The organism is Paraburkholderia xenovorans (genome assembly GCF_046030735.1).
Classification (GTDB): domain Bacteria; phylum Pseudomonadota; class Gammaproteobacteria; order Burkholderiales; family Burkholderiaceae; genus Paraburkholderia; species Paraburkholderia xenovorans_A.
Map to the genome: position 1 here is coordinate 164,476 of NZ_JAQQBV010000013.1, position 17,985 is coordinate 182,460.

General features: G+C 63.0%; 17 protein-coding genes. 2 read left to right on the forward strand and 15 right to left on the reverse strand.

What is annotated here, in order from left to right:
- Together PQQ51_RS15280 and PQQ51_RS15285 are read right to left on the reverse strand one after the other, a co-directional pair.
- Positions 1-561, reverse strand: coding sequence for a DUF6013 family protein (locus PQQ51_RS15280; RefSeq protein WP_408497618.1), 561 nt, complete (start codon positions 559-561; stop codon positions 1-3).
- A 299-nt stretch (positions 562-860) separates the two neighbouring features.
- Positions 861-1,877: a zinc-binding alcohol dehydrogenase family protein gene (locus PQQ51_RS15285; protein WP_408497619.1), complete on the reverse strand. Its 1,017-nt coding sequence runs from the start codon at positions 1,875-1,877 to the stop codon at positions 861-863.
- A gap of 101 nt (positions 1,878-1,978) precedes the next feature.
- Between PQQ51_RS15285 and PQQ51_RS15290 the strand changes: the two genes are divergently transcribed.
- Positions 1,979-2,965 carry a LysR family transcriptional regulator gene (locus PQQ51_RS15290; protein WP_408497620.1) on the forward strand — a complete coding sequence of 329 codons (987 nt, stop codon included), beginning with the start codon at positions 1,979-1,981 and terminating at the stop codon, positions 2,963-2,965.
- 28 nt (positions 2,966-2,993) lie between these two features.
- Here PQQ51_RS15290 and PQQ51_RS15295 read toward each other — a convergent pair whose 3' ends face one another.
- From PQQ51_RS15295 to ku, 3 genes are all read right to left on the reverse strand, one after another.
- A complete protein-coding gene (locus tag PQQ51_RS15295; protein WP_408497621.1) occupies positions 2,994-3,281 on the reverse strand; it encodes a hypothetical protein in 288 nt (95 codons plus the stop codon).
- 82 nt (positions 3,282-3,363) lie between these two features.
- Positions 3,364-6,225 carry a DNA ligase D gene (gene ligD, locus PQQ51_RS15300; RefSeq protein WP_408497623.1) on the reverse strand — a complete coding sequence of 954 codons (2,862 nt, stop codon included), beginning with the start codon at positions 6,223-6,225 and terminating at the stop codon, positions 3,364-3,366.
- 41 nt (positions 6,226-6,266) lie between these two features.
- The gene (gene ku, locus PQQ51_RS15305) at positions 6,267-7,313 is read right to left on the reverse strand and encodes a non-homologous end joining protein Ku (protein WP_408497624.1); all 1,047 of its coding nucleotides are present in this window, start codon (positions 7,311-7,313) and stop codon (positions 6,267-6,269) included.
- Between the two features lie 282 nt (positions 7,314-7,595).
- Here ku and serB point away from each other — a divergent pair, with 282 nt between their 5' ends.
- A complete protein-coding gene (serB, locus tag PQQ51_RS15310; protein ID WP_408497625.1) occupies positions 7,596-8,435 on the forward strand; it encodes a phosphoserine phosphatase SerB in 840 nt (279 codons plus the stop codon).
- Between the two features lie 197 nt (positions 8,436-8,632).
- Here the strand turns inward: serB and PQQ51_RS15315 are convergent, their stop codons facing one another.
- From PQQ51_RS15315 to phaR, 10 genes are all read right to left on the reverse strand, one after another.
- The gene (locus PQQ51_RS15315; RefSeq protein ID WP_408497627.1) at positions 8,633-9,115 is read right to left on the reverse strand and encodes a hypothetical protein; all 483 of its coding nucleotides are present in this window, start codon (positions 9,113-9,115) and stop codon (positions 8,633-8,635) included.
- A gap of 211 nt (positions 9,116-9,326) precedes the next feature.
- Positions 9,327-10,511: a cystathionine beta-lyase gene (locus tag PQQ51_RS15320; protein WP_408497628.1), complete on the reverse strand. Its 1,185-nt coding sequence runs from the start codon at positions 10,509-10,511 to the stop codon at positions 9,327-9,329.
- A 100-nt stretch (positions 10,512-10,611) separates the two neighbouring features.
- Complete coding sequence (locus tag PQQ51_RS15325; protein WP_408497629.1) at positions 10,612-11,277, reverse strand: hypothetical protein; 666 nt, start codon at positions 11,275-11,277, stop codon at positions 10,612-10,614.
- A gap of 72 nt (positions 11,278-11,349) precedes the next feature.
- Entirely contained in the window at positions 11,350-12,534 is a 1,185-nt protein-coding gene (gene bktB, locus PQQ51_RS15330; RefSeq protein ID WP_408497630.1) for a beta-ketothiolase BktB, read from the reverse strand.
- Positions 12,535-12,618: 84 nt separating this feature from the next.
- Positions 12,619-13,554, reverse strand: coding sequence for a sugar kinase (locus PQQ51_RS15335; RefSeq protein ID WP_408497631.1), 936 nt, complete (start codon positions 13,552-13,554; stop codon positions 12,619-12,621).
- A 3-nt stretch (positions 13,555-13,557) separates the two neighbouring features.
- Positions 13,558-14,949, reverse strand: a complete 1,392-nt coding sequence (rimO, locus tag PQQ51_RS15340; RefSeq protein WP_408497632.1) for a 30S ribosomal protein S12 methylthiotransferase RimO — start codon at positions 14,947-14,949, stop codon at positions 13,558-13,560.
- Positions 14,950-15,262: 313 nt separating this feature from the next.
- Positions 15,263-15,625, reverse strand: a complete 363-nt coding sequence (locus PQQ51_RS15345; protein ID WP_408497633.1) for a helix-turn-helix domain-containing protein — start codon at positions 15,623-15,625, stop codon at positions 15,263-15,265.
- A 4-nt stretch (positions 15,626-15,629) separates the two neighbouring features.
- Positions 15,630-15,932, reverse strand: coding sequence for a type II toxin-antitoxin system HigB family toxin (locus PQQ51_RS15350; RefSeq protein WP_408497634.1), 303 nt, complete (start codon positions 15,930-15,932; stop codon positions 15,630-15,632).
- A 27-nt stretch (positions 15,933-15,959) separates the two neighbouring features.
- Positions 15,960-16,946: a tRNA dihydrouridine synthase gene (locus PQQ51_RS15355; RefSeq protein ID WP_408497635.1), complete on the reverse strand. Its 987-nt coding sequence runs from the start codon at positions 16,944-16,946 to the stop codon at positions 15,960-15,962.
- A gap of 364 nt (positions 16,947-17,310) precedes the next feature.
- Positions 17,311-17,925 carry a polyhydroxyalkanoate synthesis repressor PhaR gene (phaR, locus tag PQQ51_RS15360; protein ID WP_408497636.1) on the reverse strand — a complete coding sequence of 205 codons (615 nt, stop codon included), beginning with the start codon at positions 17,923-17,925 and terminating at the stop codon, positions 17,311-17,313.
- Between the last annotated feature and the right edge of the window lie 60 nt (positions 17,926-17,985).

Sequence of the window (17,985 nt, forward strand, 5' to 3'; positions counted from 1 at the left end):
CTAACGCTTCGCGGTGATCGCGACTTCAGTGCCGTCGTTGAGCGTCAGCGTTTTCGTGCTGCCGTTCACCGGCATCGTGAAACGCAAAATCTGACTCACCGTCACGTCGTTCGGACACTTGAGCGATTTGCCGCCGGCCGTCACCGTTTTGACACCGTGCGGCGTCTGCGCCTGGAAGCTCATCTGCACGGTCGCCGTGCCGTCGCCGGCCACCACCGGCGCGAAACGGATCTGCGTCTGGCGGATCATCGCGCCATTCGTGTCGGTCGGCAAAGAGGCGTAGTTCGGGCAGGCATCCGTGCCCGGCACCGGGCCGCCGGGCGGCACGGTCTTCCATGTGAAATCGTCGGATTCGCCCGAGCGGATCGTGCGGGTTTCCTGCGAATTGCCAAACTGTTTGGACGTGACGCGAACCGTGTAGCGGATCGGGCCATCGAGCGCGGACTGCGACGTGACCGTGATCGGCGTGGCCGCGTGGGCCGCGGGCAAGAGCGCGCAAGCGAGTGAAGCGACGACAGAAGCAACAACGGAAACGGCGGAGAGTTTGAAGCTGGAGCTCATACTGTCACCTCCTTGTTGTGCCGCTGCGCGCTCGCCGAAGCGCCACTGCCTGCGCGCCGCCCGGCGATTCTGTCGACCGGGCGAGCCGCAAGACGGCAGACGCCGAAAGACGAGACGTGCAGTTGTTTTTAGCATGCTGCCCTGCCAGTCTAACGCCAAGCGGCGCTACGCGCGCTTTGCCGGCATCGGGTGTTAACCCGCTTGCGGCAAAGCGTTTTCTGCTCTCACGCGCGGCCCAATCTGGCCCAAGGCGATCCACCGTGGCCCAGCACGTGAATCTGCGCGTGGCCCAGCGCGGCTCAGAAACCCGTCAGCACCAGCTTGCCGATCGCGCGTCCTTCTTCAAGCAACTCGTGCGCACGACGCAGATTTTCGGCGTTGATCTTGCCGAGGTTCTGGCCGACCGTCGTACGCAACGCGCCGGCATCCACCAGACGCGCGACCTCGGTCAGCAGCTTGTGCTGTTCGATCATGTCGGGTGTACCGAACATCGAACGCGTGAACATGAATTCCCAGTGAAACGCCGCGCTCTTCGCCTTCAACAATTCGACCGGCACCGGTTTGCTGTTCTCGACGATCGTGCAGATGCCGCCCTGCGGCTTGATCACTTCGGCGGCCGCGGGGAAATGCTTGTCGGTGTCGTTGAACATCAGCACGTAGTCGACCTGGTCGATGCCGAGCTTTTTCAGTTGCGCGGGCATGTCGCCGAAGTGGTCGACGATATGATCCGCGCCCAGCTCGGTCGCCCATTTCGCGGACTCCGGCCGCGATGCGGTCGCGATCACCTTGAGCTTCGCGAGTTGCCTCGCCAGTTGGATCCCGATCGACCCAACCCCGCCCGCGCCGCCGATGATCAGCACCGTGCGGCCTTCGTCCGCGCCTTGCGGCGACACGCCGAGGCGGTCGAACAGCGCTTCCCACGCTGTGATCGCCGTCAGCGGCAACGCGGCCGCGTGGCTGAAATCGAGCGACGCCGGCTTGCGGCCCACGATCCGCTCGTCGACCAGATGAAACTCGCTGTTCGCGCCCGGCCGCGTGATGCTGCCGGCGTAGAACACCGGATCGCCGACCTTGAACAGCGTCACGTCCGGCCCGACCGCGACCACCGTGCCGGCCGCGTCCCAGCCCAGCACGCGCGGCGCTTTTTCGACGGTGTCTTTCGGTGCGCGCACCTTGGTGTCCACCGGATTGACCGAAATCGCCTCGACTTTCACGAGCAGATCACGGCCGGTTGCTTCCGGCTGCGGGATGTCGACGTCGACCAGCGATTCGGCTTGATCGATCGGCAAGTAACGATAGAGACCTACGGCTTTCATCACAGCTCCTGGTTGTTTCATCGGATGGTGTCATCGTAGGCCGGTTCTTCATCTTCTAAAACCGTCATAATGACTGAAACATCTTTTTGAATTTCCGAATAATGACGGATCACGACGACTCGCCTGCGGCTCCCTCCGGCCACGCCCGCGCGGCGAACACCGAACGGGATCGACTCGATCTGCTCGACGTCGCGCTGTTCGTGCGCGCCGCGTTGCTCGCCAACGTGTCGGCGGCGGGTCGTGAATTCGGTCTCTCCGCGGCGGTCGCGAGTTCGCGCATCGCACAACTGGAAAAGCTGCTCGGCGCGCGGCTGCTGCACCGGACCACCCGCCGCATCAGCCTCACGCAGGAAGGCGAAGTCTTCATGACGCGCGCGCAGAGCCTGCTCGATGCAGCCGATGCCGCGCGCGCCAGCGTCGGTCGCGCCCAGGCCGAGCCGCAAGGCCGTTTGCGGGTGTCGATGCCTTCGTCGTTCGGGCGGCAGCACGTATCGCCCGTGATCGGCGAATTTCTGCGCCGTTATCCGGGCGTGAGCGTCGATCTGCGCTTGACGGATCAACTCGTCGATCTGGTCGATGCCGGTATCGACGTCGCGATTCGTATCGGCGTGCTGAAGGATTCGTCGCTGGTCGCGCGACGGCTCGCGGTGAACCATCGCGTGATCTGCGCCGCGCCCGCGTATCTCGATGCGCACGGCACGCCGCATCATCCGTCCGAACTGACCCGGCATGAATGCGTGATTCTGTCGGGCCAGCGCGACTGGGCGTTCGTCACGCCCGCCGGGACGCTCGACGTGCGCGTGAGCGGACGTCTCGTCGCCGATAACGGCGAGGTGATCCGCGACGCGCTGCTCGCCGGCTTCGGCATCGCACTGAAATCGACGTGGGACGTCGCGCCGCACTTGCGCAGCGGCGCGCTCGTCAGCGTACTCGACCGCTATCCGCTCGCCGAGAACGTGGCGATCTGGGCAGTCTATCCGAGCCGCGCGTTCGTGCCGCCGAAAACGCTCGCGTTCATCGAATTTCTTGCGGCCCATTTTGGCGATCCGCCGTATTGGGATTCCGATCGGCGCGATGCTCGTGGGTGAACTCGGCACTGAATCACCTGGCACTGAGTCACTTGCCACGCCCTTTGCCGTCGGAATTGACGTCCGTGTGCGCGTCGTTCTGGGTTTTCTGCTGATACTCGTCGCCGCCACGGCGGTCCGTGTCCTTCAAGCCGCGCTCGATGTCGCTATGCGCCTGTTTGCCGACATGGCGCGGGCCGTCTTCGTGTTGCGACTCGGGGTCCTGATCCGCTTCATGCGGCAGGGGCGCGGAAGCCTCCTGCAGCGAGCGCGGATGCTTCTTTGCGTGCGGATCGGCTTGCTTGTCGCCGTCCGAAGATTGCGGTGAGGTTTTCATGGCTTGCTCCTTCTGATTGATACGAATCGTTGAGTCGCGTGCGATACACGAGGCACGAAGCGCCGATGGCGCATGCATTGCATCAGCCCGCCTCGTCCAGACGTTTTTTCATTGCAGCGGTGATGCGTTGCCGCGTCTTCGCGTAATCGGCCCACGGGTCGCGCTTGAGATCCGCGAGACGTTCGTGCAGGTTCGCGATGTTCCATTGATCGCCGCGGGTGGTTTGCGCGACCTCGTCCCACGTCAGCGGCACCGACACACCGAGCCCTGGCCGCGCCCGCGCCGAAAACGCAGCCACCGTGCTGGAGCCGCGGTTGTTGCGCAGGTAGTCGACGAAAATCTTCTGCTTGCGGTTCTGCGCGCCCATCTTCGCGCTGAAGTATTGGGGCAGCGTGCTTGCCATATGCTGCGCGACCGCCTGCGAGAAATTCTTCACTTCGTCCCAGCCGGCCTGTTTGGCGAGCGGCACGACCACATGAAAGCCTTTGCCGCCGCTCGTCTTGCAAAACGACTTGAGACCGAGTTCATCGAGCAGCGAACGCGTGAGCTGCGCAGCCTCGATCATCCGCTCCCAGCCGAGCGACGCATCCGGGTCGAGATCGAACACCATCCGGTCGGGTTTTTCCAGGTTCGACACCACGCCGTTCCACGTGTGAAATTCCACGGTGCCCATTTGCGCGGCGCCGACCAGCGCCTTCAGCGTATCGACGGTGATCAGCGGCGGATGGCCGGGGTCGAGATCGGGATGCTGCGTGACGTTCGGAATCGACAGCTTCTGGCTGTGCTTCTGGAAGAACAGCTCGCCGCCGATGTCCTCCGGCGCACGCACCAGCGAGACCGGCCGGTCCTGCAAATGCGGCAGCATCCAGTCGACAACCGATTCGTAGTACTGCACCAGATCGATCTTGCGCGTGCCGCTGCTTTTGTCGATCACGCGGTCGGGGTGGGATACGCGGACGCTTGCGATTTCTGTCGGCGCGGCGGCGGATTTCGTTTTGGCGGTGGGGGTTTGGGTTGCGGCAGAGGTTTTCTTTGTTGCGGTCTTTGTTGCGGTCTTTGTTGCGGTCTTTGTTGCGGTCTTTGTTGCGGTCTTTGTTGCGGTTTTTGCCGCGGTCTTTCTGGTCGCGCGTTGCTTCGGCGTGGCGTCGGCCTGGGTGTCGGTTTGCTGTTGCACGTCGGCTCCTTGACGGGGGGCTTCCTTGACGATTTGTCGCGCGGGTTTGTCGTCGCGCAGACTCACGAACGACGCTTGCCGCACGATGCGTTCGCCGGTCCATTCGGCGAAATTGCATTCGCAGACGAGTGTCGGCTCGACCCAATGCACGGGTGTACGGCTGCGCTCGCGCGGCGCTTCGGCGAACGGCATACGTTTGCTCGCGCGCGCGTCGAGCGCCTTCTTGACCGAGCGCAGCAGCGCCGCGTCAAAACCGGTGCCGACGCGGCCGGCGTACTGCAATTTACCGTCGTCGTCATGGACACCGAGCAGCAGCGCGCCGAACGCCGCGCGGCTGCCCGACGGTTCCGAATAGCCGCCGATCACGAACTCCTGACGCCGCCGGCACTTCAGTTTGATCCAAGCCGGCGAGCGCCCCGACGTGTAGCCGCTGTCGCGCCGTTTGCCGATGATGCCTTCGAGCGCCATGTCGCACGCGCTCTTCAGCAGGTCGTCGGCGCTGAACGCGAAGTCGTTCGAGAAGCGCAGCACGCTGTCGTCGACTTCTTCCAGCAGCGCGCGCAGAAGCGCGCGGCGCTGTTCGAGCGGCACGTCGCGCAGGTCGTAGCCGTTCAGGAACGGCACGTCGAACAGATAGATCACGATGTCCTGCGGACGGTTCGAGTCGAACGCGTTTTGCAGCGACTGGAAATTCGGCACGCCGTTTGCGTCGAGCACCACCGCTTCGCCATCGAGCCACGCCCGCTCGATCGCGAGTTGATCGAATGCTTTCACCTGTTTGCTGAACTTCGCGGTCCAGTCGTTGCCGGCCCGCGTGAAAATCCCGATCGCGTCGCCTTTCGCCTGATGGTCGATGCGGACCAGCACCCGGTAGCCGTCGAACTTGATTTCGTACGACCACTCGCCGCCGGGCGGCGCGGCGTCGACGAGCGTCGCGAGTTGCGGCTTGAACGTGGCCGGCAATGCGGCTTTTGACGCACCTTCGATCGAAGGCGATACCGCCAGTTCACGCAACGATGGCGTGCTGCGTGTCGCGACGATGTCGGTTTTCTTCGGGTCGGCGCGGCGCGATGAGGACTTGCTTGCCGTAGTGTTTGCGTTTGTGCCGGCGTTTGTGCCTGCGTTTGTGCCGGCAGCGGATTTTTTCGCAGGCGGCTTTTTGTTCCGGCCAGTCTTGCTCGCAGAAGCGCCGCCCGCGAGCACGCTGCCTGGCAACGCCTTCAGTACGTCGTATTCGCTTTCAGCGCGGGCTTCGTCGTCGCGTTCCTTGATCAGCAGCCATTGCTCCTTGTCGCCGCTGCCGCGCATGTGGCTGCGCACGAGCGTCCAGCCGCCGCGCAGTTTCTCGCCGCTGAGGTGAAATTTGAGCTTGCCGGCCTTGTACGCTGTGGCCGCTTCGACAGCGCCGCCGGCTGGTTCCCATGTGCCGCGATCCCACACGATCACCGAGCCCGCACCGTAGTTGCCGGGCGGAATCTCGCCTTCGAACGAACCGTATTCGATCGGATGATCTTCGACATGCACCGCGAGCCGTTTCACCGACGGATCCAGACTCGGCCCCTTCGGCACAGCCCACGACAACAACGCACCGTTCAGCTCGAGCCGGAAGTCGTAATGAAGACGCCGTGCGTCGTGCTCCTGAATCACGTACGACAAGGTCTCGGGCGCCGCTTTTTTTCGGGTCGATTTCTTGCCCGCAGCCGCGCCCGAAGGCTCCGGCGTTTCGTTGAAGCGCCGCTTGCGGTTGTAGAGATCGAGCCTTTCGTTCATGGCCGTCGCGGTTTGATGAGTGGCGATGTCAGTACGTCGACTCAGGCGGCCGCGCGGCGTTTGCGCGCCGCCGGGGCGGTTTTGGCCGCGCTGCCGCTGGTGCCGCTGGTGCCGCTTGTGCCGCTTGTGCCGCCACGGGTCGTGGAACGTGCGGCCCGTTTGGTGCCAGCGGTACTCGCCGGGCTCTTCTTGCGCGTGGTGGCGGCCGGCTCATCGGCCTCTCCGTCGTCTTCAGCCTCGGCTTCGGCTTCGGCGGTCTTCTTGCGCGCGCTGGTTGCCGGCTTTGCTTTGCCACCGCGTCCGAGACTGCGCTTCAGCAGATCGGACAGATCGAGGATGTCCGCGGATTGACGCGCTTCGTGCGGCGTTTCGACGTCGGTGATTTCCTCGGTCTTGCCCGCGCGAATCTTGCGATCGACCAGCGCCATGATGTCGTCGCGGAACGTGTCGTGATAACTCGACGGGTCCCACGTGTCGCTCATGTCGTCGATCAGCTTTCTCGCCATGTCGAGTTCGCGAGCGGTGACGCCGGCTTTCTTCACGCCGTCCGCGGGCACCTTGAATTCGTCGAAATCGCGCACTTCCGCGGACCACCGCAGCGTGTTGAGCGCCAGCATCGGTCCGACCGGAATCAGCGCGGCGAGATGCTGCTTGTTGTGCAACACCACATTGGCGACGCCGATCTTGCCCGATTCCTTCATAGCTTCGCGCAACAACGCGTAGACCTTTTCGCCTTTGCGGTCGGGGGTCAGAAAATAGGGCGTGTCGAGATACAGGAAGGAAATATCGGGGGCGTCGACGAACGCAAGGATATCGACCGTCTGCGTCGACTCCGGATTCGCCGAGCGGATCTCGTCGTCCGACAGCACGACGTACTTGTCCTTTTCATACTCGAAGCCGCGCACGATGTTGTCGCGCGTCACGTCCTTGCCCGTGCGCTTGTTGATCTGCTTGTAGCCGATCGGATCGATCGTGCGCTTGTCCAGCAGATTGAAGCCGACTTTTTCGGACTGCGTCGCCGGATACAGTTGCACCGGAACGTGGACGAGGCCAAAGCTGATTGCGCCCTTCCAGATCATGTGTGCCATCGTGCGCTCCCTAAGGCCCAGGACCTTCGGTGGAGCAGCAATCGTGCCACGGGCTTGCCCGGCATGACGGGCGTTCAACGGCCGGCCGGAATGGCGGCAACGGTGGCGCAAGCGGCTGTAAGTCTTGCGTTATGTCGGCAAAAGATACGGTGTGCACTGCTGGATCGGATAGGTGACGAGGTCGTGGCGGGCGTGCGCCATCGACCCGCTACAATAGCGGGATTTTCCGCGCGCGCCGCGCGCCCGCCCCTCACGCCCGCCTATTTCGCGTCCTTGCGTCTTATGAACCTCGTCATCCAAAGTCCCGCGCCCCTTTCCGCCGATCACCACAAGACGCTCGTCGCACTCGCTCGCGGCTCGCACGCTACCGCGCTCGACGCGAACGCGATCCGTATCGCCGATGCCGATGTCGCGCAACGCCCCGACCTCGACGTCTACTGCGGCACGCACCAGCTGGACTATGCATTTGTCGACACCGGCCGCCGCCTGGGCGATTTCGGCCTGGTCGCGATGGACATGGATTCGACGCTGATCACGATCGAATGTATCGACGAAATCGCGGACTTCTGCGGCCTGAAAGCGGAAGTGGCGGCGATCACGGAAGCCTCGATGCGCGGCGAGATCAAGGACTTCAACGAAAGCCTGACGCGCCGCGTCGCGTTGCTTGAAGGCCTCGACGCCGGCGCGCTCGAACGCGTATACGAGGAGCGGTTGCAACTCTCGCCTGGTGCCGAGCAGATGCTGGCTGGCGCGAAGGCCGCGGGTTTGAAAACGCTGCTGGTGTCGGGCGGTTTCACATTCTTCACCGAGAAGTTGAAGGCGCGGCTCGGGCTCGATTTCACACGTGCGAACACACTTGAAATCGTCGACGGGAAACTGACCGGGAAGGTTATCGGCGAGATCGTCAACGCCGATGTGAAGGCTCGTACGTTGCGTGAAACCTGCGCTCAACTCGGTATCGAATCAACTCGCGCGATCGCAATGGGCGATGGTTCGAACGATCTGAAAATGATGGCGGCCGCGGGATTGTCTGTGGCGTTCCGCGCGAAGCCGGTGGTGCGCGAAGCCGCCAGCGTGGCGTTCAACTATGTTGGACTGGATGGGTTGTTGCGGTTGTTCTGAAGTCAGGGTGCCGCGCCGGCCAGCTTGACGCGACGACCGGCGCAGGCCTTGAATTCACTTCTTTGGCCACATGGCAGAGAACACGATCAGCCCCAATACCGTACATGAGGTCATCACTCCGCCGGCCCACCAGCACACACAGTCGAAACCTCGTTCAGATCCAAGAAATTTTGCAAGTTTCTTCATCATCCTCTCCGTTAAGTGTCCATTATAAATAGCGCCATATCCCAAAACCAGATCAGATAGATATGAAGCACGACGAATAAAATCGTGGCAGCAGCGGTCAGGTAGATCGACCAGATGGCTTGCCTGCGCTGCATGGATTCGAGGCGCGCACTTCGAATTGCATCTGCTCTGCCGCCGGTTTGATGCTCATACGACGCAAGCGACATCAACGTCACAATGGTCGAGCAGATAAACGCAAAAAAACTGTACATGCCAATCCCCAGTTCCAGCACCGGAACCCTTCCCCGCCCCTGCTCCAACGCGCTCATCGCCTCATACACCCCAGCCGCACACAAACCGATCGCGCACCAGAACAGTTGCCCGTCTTTCACCGACGCGGCGATCAACCGCTTTGCGACGTGCCACCCGTGCGTGGGTGCGATGAGCGCGAGCGTCAACATCGGGCCGAAGATCGGCACGCCAAGATTCAGCAACATCCAGAAGAACAGATTCATCGAAACTCACCATCGCGCAGCAACCGTTGAACAGGATGCGCACCATCGTAAGGTCGAGACTCGAGTCTGAACATTCAGCCGGATGGCCAGGGTATGCGTCGAAGCGCACCCATATTAAAAAGCCCACCGGGACGTCATCCCGATGGGCTTGCAACACTCAACACTCAGCACTCAGCACTCAACAACCGAATCGGAAAACCTCAGGCGCCGTTCACCCCAGCGCGACCAGACACTGCTCGATATCCGCCCGCAAATCGGCCTCCTCTTCGAGTCCGATGTAGAACCGCACCAACGTGCCGCGATGCGGCCAGTCGCCCGCGGTACGCATCGACGCGACGTCGTACGGCATCGCGAGGCTGTGCGCGCCGCCCCAACTCCAGCCGATCGAAAACAGTTCCAGCGACTCGCAGAACGTATCGATCTGCGCCGCGCTGTAGCGCTCGTCGAACACGACCGAGAACAGCCCGCCCGCGCCCGTGAAGTCGCGCTTGTAGAACTCATGCCCCGGACAATCCGGCAGCGCCGGATGCAGCACTGCGGCGATTTCCGGCCGCGTCTTCAGCCAGTGCGCAAGCCCGAGCGCCACACGGTCATGTTCCTTGAAGCGCAATTGCATCGTCGGCAGACTGCGCAGGATCAACGAACAGTCGTCCGACGAAACGCCGATACCCAAGCGCATACGCGCCGTCTTCAGCTTCAGGTGCAATTCGCGGTCGACGGTAATTGTCGCGCCCATCAGCACGTCGCCGGCACCCGACTGATATTTGGTCAGCGCCTGCACCGAGATGTCGACGCCGTGGTCGAACGGCCGGAAGCCGAGTCCCGCGGACCACGTGTTGTCGATCGCCGTGACGACGTTGCGCGCGCGTGCAACTGCGGTGATCGCGGGCACGTCGGCGACTTCCATGGTTACCGAGCCCGGCGCCTCGAGCCAGATCAGACGCGTGTTCGGCTGGATCAGATCGGCAATCCCCGCGCCGATCATCGGATCGTAGTAACGCACCGTGATGCCGAAATCGTGCGCGAGCCAGTCGCCGTGATCGCGATTCGGCGAGTAGACGTTGTCGGGAATCAGCACGTCGTCACCGGCTTTGACGAGGCCGAAATACACATTCGAAATCGACGACAACCCCGACGGCTGCAACAGCGCGTGATTACCGCCTTCAATCACCGCGAGCCGCTGCGCGAGTGCGAGCGACGTGGGCGTGGCATGGAGGCCGTAGCGCCATTGCGCATCGCTCTTCCAGTCGAGCGCGCGCATTGTCGCGAGATCGGGGAACACCACCGTCGACGCGCGCGTGACCGGCATCGAGAACGATTCGAAACCCGGCGTGAGCTGATCTTCGGTGCGTACGATACGAGTTTGCAGACCGCGTTTGAGTTTGGATTGAGTCATGGTGAAGGTCGGTGAAAATCCTACGGAAGCAAAGACGCGGGCAGCGTGTGCGATGGCGTCTGTTGCTTATTTGCCCGCTACTTGCCAGCTGCTTGCCCGCTTATTCGCCGGTTTGCAGGTTGCTGACGCCGCCCACCGCGTGACCGGTGCTTACCGCAGACGCAACTGCGGGCGCCGCAGCCCCGCTCGCGGACGGCTGCGGCACGTTGGCGCCATTGCTGCCACCCACGCCACCCACGCCACCGGCAGCAGCCGCAGGAGGCACCGCCTGCCCCGCCGCCAGCGGCTTCAAATCGAACTCCCGGGGATCGGAATCGTCGACGTTCATCCGCTCGCCCGACACCGATCCGTTAGCGGCAAACTTGCCGACCCAGTTACCGGTGATATGCGTGCCGTCGTTCGACTCTTCGACTTCGAGCGTGTCGCCGTCGCGATCGCCCGCGATCAGAATCACTTCGCCGGTATCGGTGTACTGATATTCACCGTGCACGCCCGCCGGGTCGTCGGTTTTCGCACCGAGCCGCAGCACGATCTGCCGCGAACCCAGCATGCCGGCATAGCGCGGAAATTTGGCGAACTCGGGGCTCGGCTTGAGCGGCAACTGGATCGGCGGCGGCGCGGCCAACGCCTTGACCGCGTCGCTTTGCGCCGAAGCCTGCACGGGCAGCAGCACCGCGCCGCTTGCGCACAGCAAAACCGCGGCGCTCATCACACCGCGAAGGAAGTGCCCATGCCGGCGCACCGTGGGGTCGATCGATTCCTGCATCCGTTCCATTCCTTGTTGCGTGCTTGTTGCGTGCTTGTTGCGTGCCTATTGCATGCGAGCGGCGACCGCGCGTCAGATCCGCTCGAAGATCGCCGCGATGCCCTGGCCGCCGCCGATGCACATCGTCACCAGCGCGTAACGACCGCCGATGCGCTGCAGTTCGTACAGCGCCTTGACCGTGATCAGCGCGCCGGTCGCGCCGATCGGATGCCCGAGCGAAATGCCCGAACCGTTCGGATTGACCTTGGCGGGATCGAAGCCGAGTTCCTTGCTGACCGCGCACGCCTGCGCGGCGAACGCTTCGTTCGCCTCGATCACGTCGAGGTCGGCGACGCTCAGACCGGCCCGTTCGAGCGCCTTCTGCGTGGCCGGCACCGGGCCGATGCCCATGTACGCCGGATCGACGCCCGCATGCGCGTACGACACGAGGCGCGCCAACGGCTTGACGCCGCGCTGCTCGGCAACACTGCGCTCCATCAGCACGACGGCCGCCGCAGCGTCGTTGATACCCGACGCATTGCCCGCGGTCACCGTACCGTTTTCCTTCGCGAACACCGGCTTCAGTTTGGAGAAGTCTTCAGCCGTTGCGTTCAGGCGTGCGTGCTCGTCCGTGTCGAACACGACATCGCCTTTTCGGGACGGAATCGTGATCGGCAGGATCTGTTCCTTGAAGTAGCCGTTCGTGATCGCATGCGCCGCGCGGCGATGCGATTCGAGCGCGAGCGCGTCTTGTGCTTCGCGCGAAATGTCGTATTTGCGCGCGACGTTCTCGGCGGTCACGCCCATATGGATCGACTGGAACGGGTCGTTGAGCGCGCCGACCATCATATCGACGAGACGCGCGTCGCCCATGCGCTGGCCGAAGCGCGCCGCGGGCATCGAATACGGCGCGCGGCTCATGTTTTCCGCGCCGCCGCCGATCGCGATGTCGGCGTCGCCGAGCAACACGCTTTGCGCGGCCGATACGATGGCCTGCAAGCCCGAGCCGCACAGGCGGTTCACCGTCAACGCCGGCGCATGCTGCGCCACGCCGCCGTTGATCGCGGCGACGCGGGCCAGATACATGTCTTTCGCTTCGGTATGCACAACGTTGCCGAACACCACGTGCCCGACTTCGTCGCCGGATACGCCGGCACGCGACAGCACCTCACGGACGACGCGCGCGCCCAGATCGGTCGGCGGAAAGTCCTTCAGACTGCCGCCAAATCCGCCGATTGCCGTACGCACTCCGCTGACCACCACGACTTCCCGTTGCATCGCTCGCTCCTCTGTAGTCTCTGAAGAAAGATGATTCTGCGCCGGCGGCCGGCCAGAACCGGCCAGACGCCGCAGCGCCTTGCGTCAGCCCGCCAGAATCTGTTCGACCGCGGCGCGCGACGGAATCGGCGCGACCGCGCCGTAACCTTGCGTGGACAGCGCCGCGGCAACATTCGCGTAACGCGCCGCCGCAAAAGGGTCGTCGCCCGCGACGATGCGCGCGATAAACGCGCCGCCGAAACAGTCGCCCGCGCCGGTCGCATCGACCGCATCGACGACATGGCCCGGCACGATACGCCGCGCGTCGGGCGTCGCGATATACGAGCCTTCCTTGCCGAGCTTCAGCGCGACCACGCGCGGACCCTGCGACAGCAGGAAATCGACGATCTCGTCGCGGCCGCTCAGGCCGGTGAGTTCGGTGACGTCGTCCCAGCTCGGCAGGCAGATGTCGGTCTGGCGGATCGCTTCGAGCATCACCGCGCGCGCCCGTGCCAGCGGCCAGAGCTTCAACCGAAGATTCGTATCGAAGCTCACGCGCACGCCGTTCGAGCGCGCATGTTCGATCGCGGCGAACGCCGCGTCGCACGCGCTTGCGCTGATCGCGAGACTGATGCCCGACAGATGGACAACCTTGGCCGCGGCGATCGCATCGAGCGGCAGGTCGTGCGGCGCGTAGCGGCTCGCGGCCGAGCCGGCGCGCAGATAGTCGAACGCGTGGCCAGCAAGACCGTGCGACACGAAATACACACCGCTCGACGCGTGCGGATCGATGCGCACGAACGACGTATCCACCTGCTCGCGTTCCCACAGATCGATCAGCAGGCGTCCGAAATGGTCGCTGCCGACCGCGGACACGAAGCCGGTGCGCGCGCCCTGGCGCGTCGCGGCGATACAGAAGTTCGACGTATCGCCGCCGAAGCCCTGCAGATAGTTCGGCTGATTTTTTGCCGACTGGTTGAATTCGATCATTGCCTCGCCGAGCGCGAGGATTTGCGGCGTGTACGCCGAGCTTGCCGCCATCGCTTAAACCTCGCCCCACAGATCGTGGCCGTCGGCGCCGGTGATCTTCACCGACACGAAATCGCCGACCTTATAGCGCTTCGACGCCTTGGTGGTCGGCGCGATATACACGACGCCGTCGATCTCGGGCGCATCCGCCGCGGTACGACCGACGCCGCCGTCTGCGTTGATCTCGTCGACCAGCACCTTCAGCGTCTTGCCGACTTTCTTTGCAATGCGTTTGGCCGACACTTCCTCGGCGACTTCCATGAAACGCGCGCGGCGCGCTTCACGCACTTCGTCGGGCAATGCGCCGTCGAGTTCGTTCGCTGTCGCGCCTTCGACCGGCGAATACGCAAAGCAGCCCACGCGGTCGAGTTCCGCCTCGCGGATGAAATCGAGCAGCGTTTCGAACTGCTCTTCGGTCTCGCCCGGGAAGCCGGCGATGAATGTGCTGCGGATCGTCAGATCCGGGCACATCTCGCGCCATGCCTTCACGCGCTCCATCACCTTCTCGGCATTGGCGGGACGCTTCATGCGCTTCAGCACTTCCGGATGCGCGTGCTGGAACGGCACGTCGAGATACGGCAGCACGTGGCCCTTGTACGGACCTTCCGCCATCAACGGAATGATTTCGTCGACGCTCGGATACGGATACACGTAATGCAGACGCACCCATGCGCCGTATTGCGCCGCGAGTTCGCCGAGCGCGCCGACGAGGTCGGTCATCCGCGTCTTGATCGGCTTGCCGTTCCAGAAACCCGTGCGATATTTGACGTCGACGCCGTACGCGCTCGTGTCCTGCGAAATGACGAGCAGTTCCTTCACGCCGGACTTGAACAGGTTTTCTGCTTCTAGCATCACTTCGGCGACCGGCCGCGACACCAGATCGCCGCGCATCGACGGGATGATGCAGAACGTGCAACGGTGGTTGCAACCTTCGGAAATCTTCAGATACGCGTAGTGACGCGGCGTGAGCTTGACGCCCGCGGCCGGCACCAGATCGACGAACGGGTCGTGCGGCTTGGGCAGATGCGTGTGCACATGCTGCATCACCTCGCCGATCGCGTGCGGGCCGGTCACGGCCAGCACCTTCGGATGCACTTCTTCGATCAGCCCGGAGCCGCTCGCGCTTTTCTTCGCGCCGAGGCAGCCGGTGACGATCACCTTGCCGTTTTCGCTGAGCGCCTCGCCGATTGCGTCGAGGCTTTCCTGGACGGCTTCGTCGATGAAACCGCAGGTGTTGACGACCACGAGGTCCGCGCCGTCGTACGTGCCGGAGATTTCGTAGCCTTCGGCACGGAGTTGCGTGATGATCTGTTCGGAGTCGACGAGGGCTTTGGGGCAGCCGAGGCTGACAAAACCGACCTTCGGAATCGAAGGAGTCGGCACCGCGGGGGAAATGGTCTGCGACATAGGTGGGTCCGGCGTATAGCGGTGACGATGGCGACAATTAGGGACGGCGCGGCGATGCTGACGGCAAATGGCCATACTGTCCACAGCCAGGACAGCGTCCCGCGCACGCAACCCTGCATTCTACCGCGCCGGCGATCGTGCAGTCGGCCCGGTGCAGACGCCTGGCGATCGACGAATCGCCTTACCTTATCCACATTCCCAAAAAGCGCGAGGTATTAAATGGGCTGAGATCCTGGCACTTAGCGCTCTGAACAGGTTATAGGGCGCACGCGGGGGTCAAACGAAACACGGCGCCTCACTGCGCCGTGTTTCGTTATGCAGATCCGATCAACACATCGGCTGGGATATGCAGCCCCTCGTGCAGACGGCGGATCATTGCCAAGCTTAAGGCCCGGCGTCCGTTCAACACCTCGTACACACGATTGCTATTTCCGATGTACGGTTGCATATCGGGAATCGATAGGCCGGCCTGCTCCATTCGAAACTTGATCGCCTCGATCGGGTTCGGCGCCTTCAACGGGAAATGCTCAGCTTCGTAGCGCTCGATCAGGATCGACAGAATTTCCAATTGATCACCGTCGGGCGTGCCTGGAGCCGGATCAACATCGACGAGCGCAGACACCGTCATCAGGGCGGTCTTGTAATCTACCTCGGTTCGAATCGGGTGAATATCCATTTCGTTACTCCATCTCTACTGTTGCCGCGTCTACCTTGTCGTATTCGGCGTGAGTTCCTACGAACTTCACATAGACGACACCGATTTGATAGGCGATCGCAACAATCAATCGAAAATCGTTGCCCTTAATGTTGAACACCACTCTGTTGCGGCCAACGAAACTTGCACTCGCGTACTGATTCTTGATGTCCTGTGGAGTCTTCCAGTTGGCCTTCGACGCTTCCAGATGCCACGCAAGCAGCGCTTGTTCGGCCCGCGCATGGCTCTCGATGAAAGTGGGCAGTGTTCTCTTGGCAACGATTCGCATGCCGTGCATTTTAGTCCCAATTCGGGACTAAGGCAACAATCGCTTTGCCCAGGCGGCAGATCCGCCACCCCGCGCCCACTCGATCACCGCGAGAATATCGCGCGAATCATGCAGACGCCGGATCGCCGCATGCAATTCGGCAGCCTGCGGCCACGTGCGCTTCAGATAGCTGAGCCACATCTTCACGCGACCATGCTCGTGCCGCGACGCGACCCGCGTTTCCAGCTTCTTCAGATAACCGGCGATCAGGCCGAGCACGGAGGCCCATTCATCGCCTGATGGCGTCGGGTCCATCGCTCCCCGGATCCGCAGTGCGAGAAAAGGATCCGACACGGCGCCGCGCCCGATCATCACGTCGCTACAACCGCTCACCGCCCGGCAGCGCGCCCAGTCGGCCGCGCTCCACACGTCGCCGTTGGCGATCACCGGCACACCCACGGCAGCGTCGATGCGTGCGATCCACTCCCAGTGCGCCGGCGGCCGGTAACCGTCGTCGCGCGTGCGGGCATGCACGACGAGCGACGCCGCGCCGCCTTCGGCCAGCGCCGTCGCGCAGTCGATTGCGAGCGACGTATCGGACACGCCGAGCCGCATTTTCGCGGTCACGGGAATCCCGGCGGGAACGGCCGCGCGTACCGCGGCGACGATCCGGTTCAGTTGTTCGGGCTCAGCCAGCAGCATGGCCCCGCCGCCGTGACGGTTGACGACCTTGGCCGGGCAGCCGAAGTTCAGATCGACCCCATGCGGCGACAACGCAGCCGCGTGAGCCGCGTTCAGCGCCATCCATCCGGGATCGCTGCCGAGCAGTTGAATCACCATCGGCGTACCGCCGGGCGTACGGCTGCCGTGCAGTACCTCGGGCGTATCGCGCTCGTAGACCCGTTCCGGCAGAACCGACCCCGTGATCCGCACGAACTCGGACACACACCCGTCGAATCCGCCCGTACTGGTCAGTACGTCGCGCAGCACGTAGTCTGCGAGACCTTCCATCGGGGCGAGAAACAGCCGGCTCATGCGGCAACGGACGCCACCCCGCCGCGCCTCTGCCGAAGCCCGCGAGTGGAATCAAAGCGTTTGAATCGGGTTACCGGCGCCTCTGCGGCCCTGGCGGCCGACGTCCGGTGAATGTGCTGCGATGCGGATGACATAGAGATTGACGCTGTCGGGCTGACAGCCATGACGACGGCAGAAAGTGGCGATCACAAATGGACCACAAAGAAGGACCACAAAGGCGACGCAAAGAATCGAACGGATCGCGAAGGATCACGCGCCGGGCGGCCCGGCAACCGGACCTTTCGATCCTCGCCCGAACCCGTGCCCCGCGCACGCAACCCGCGATTCTACCGCGCCGGCAAGCCGCCGCCCGAGCGGCGCCCGCTTACTTCTTCTCCGGCTCCGGATTGCCCTGCGGATTGACCGGTGCGCCAGGATTGGCCGCATTCACCGGACCGCCCGGCACGAACGGGAAAGTCGCGAACATCGACTTCGCCTGGTTCTGCATCTGCTCCTGCATCTGCACGAACATGTTCTTCGACTGCTCGATGTAGCTGGTCATCATGCCCTGCATCATCGGCGCCTGCATGTTCATGAACTGCGACCAGACTTCGGGGTTCATCGCCTTGCCTTCGTACAGATTCTTCGACTGGTCGGCGAGCTTCGCCTGGATGTCGATGAAGGCCTGGATGTTCTTTTCCAGATACGTGCCCATCATGCCCTGCATCGCATGACCGTAGAAACGGATGATCTGCGACAACATCGACGACGAGAACATCGGCAAGCCGCCGCTCTCCTCTTCGAGAATGATCTGCAACAGAATGGCGCGCGTCAGGTCCTCGTTGCTCTTCGCATCGATGACCTTGAAATCCTCCTGATCCAGCACGAGCTGCTTCACATCCGTGAGCGTGATGTAAGTGCTTGTCTCGGTATCGTAGAGCCGACGATTCGGATATTTCTTGATCAGTCGTTCGGCTGTTTTCTTTGTAGTAGTGGTCATGTAACGCCTTTGAGCGCGAGTTGAGCGCGGAAACGGCGTCATGCCGGCTGCGCAATCGGG

Excerpts from the sequence above, each read along its gene's own strand:
- ligD (WP_408497623.1), bottom strand. The coding sequence starts at position 6,225 with ATGAACGAAAGGCTCGATCTCTACAACCGCAAGCGGCGCTTCAACGAA.
- PQQ51_RS15335 (WP_408497631.1), bottom strand. The coding sequence starts at position 13,554 with ATGGCGGCAAGCTCGGCGTACACGCCGCAAATCCTCGCGCTCGGCGAG.
- PQQ51_RS15325 (WP_408497629.1), bottom strand. The coding sequence starts at position 11,277 with ATGCAGGAATCGATCGACCCCACGGTGCGCCGGCATGGGCACTTCCTT.
- rimO (WP_408497632.1), bottom strand. The coding sequence starts at position 14,949 with ATGTCGCAGACCATTTCCCCCGCGGTGCCGACTCCTTCGATTCCGAAG.
- PQQ51_RS15290 (WP_408497620.1), top strand. The coding sequence starts at position 1,979 with ATGACGGATCACGACGACTCGCCTGCGGCTCCCTCCGGCCACGCCCGC.
- PQQ51_RS15355 (WP_408497635.1), bottom strand. The coding sequence starts at position 16,946 with ATGAGCCGGCTGTTTCTCGCCCCGATGGAAGGTCTCGCAGACTACGTG.
- phaR (WP_408497636.1), bottom strand. The coding sequence starts at position 17,925 with ATGACCACTACTACAAAGAAAACAGCCGAACGACTGATCAAGAAATAT.
- PQQ51_RS15350 (WP_408497634.1), bottom strand. The coding sequence starts at position 15,932 with ATGCGAATCGTTGCCAAGAGAACACTGCCCACTTTCATCGAGAGCCAT.
- bktB (WP_408497630.1), bottom strand. The coding sequence starts at position 12,534 with ATGCAACGGGAAGTCGTGGTGGTCAGCGGAGTGCGTACGGCAATCGGC.
- PQQ51_RS15320 (WP_408497628.1), bottom strand. The coding sequence starts at position 10,511 with ATGACTCAATCCAAACTCAAACGCGGTCTGCAAACTCGTATCGTACGC.
- serB (WP_408497625.1), top strand. The coding sequence starts at position 7,596 with ATGAACCTCGTCATCCAAAGTCCCGCGCCCCTTTCCGCCGATCACCAC.
- ku (WP_408497624.1), bottom strand. The coding sequence starts at position 7,313 with ATGGCACACATGATCTGGAAGGGCGCAATCAGCTTTGGCCTCGTCCAC.
- PQQ51_RS15280 (WP_408497618.1), bottom strand. The coding sequence starts at position 561 with ATGAGCTCCAGCTTCAAACTCTCCGCCGTTTCCGTTGTTGCTTCTGTC.
- PQQ51_RS15295 (WP_408497621.1), bottom strand. The coding sequence starts at position 3,281 with ATGAAAACCTCACCGCAATCTTCGGACGGCGACAAGCAAGCCGATCCG.
- PQQ51_RS15345 (WP_408497633.1), bottom strand. The coding sequence starts at position 15,625 with ATGGATATTCACCCGATTCGAACCGAGGTAGATTACAAGACCGCCCTG.
- PQQ51_RS15285 (WP_408497619.1), bottom strand. The coding sequence starts at position 1,877 with ATGAAAGCCGTAGGTCTCTATCGTTACTTGCCGATCGATCAAGCCGAA.
- PQQ51_RS15315 (WP_408497627.1), bottom strand. The coding sequence starts at position 9,115 with ATGAATCTGTTCTTCTGGATGTTGCTGAATCTTGGCGTGCCGATCTTC.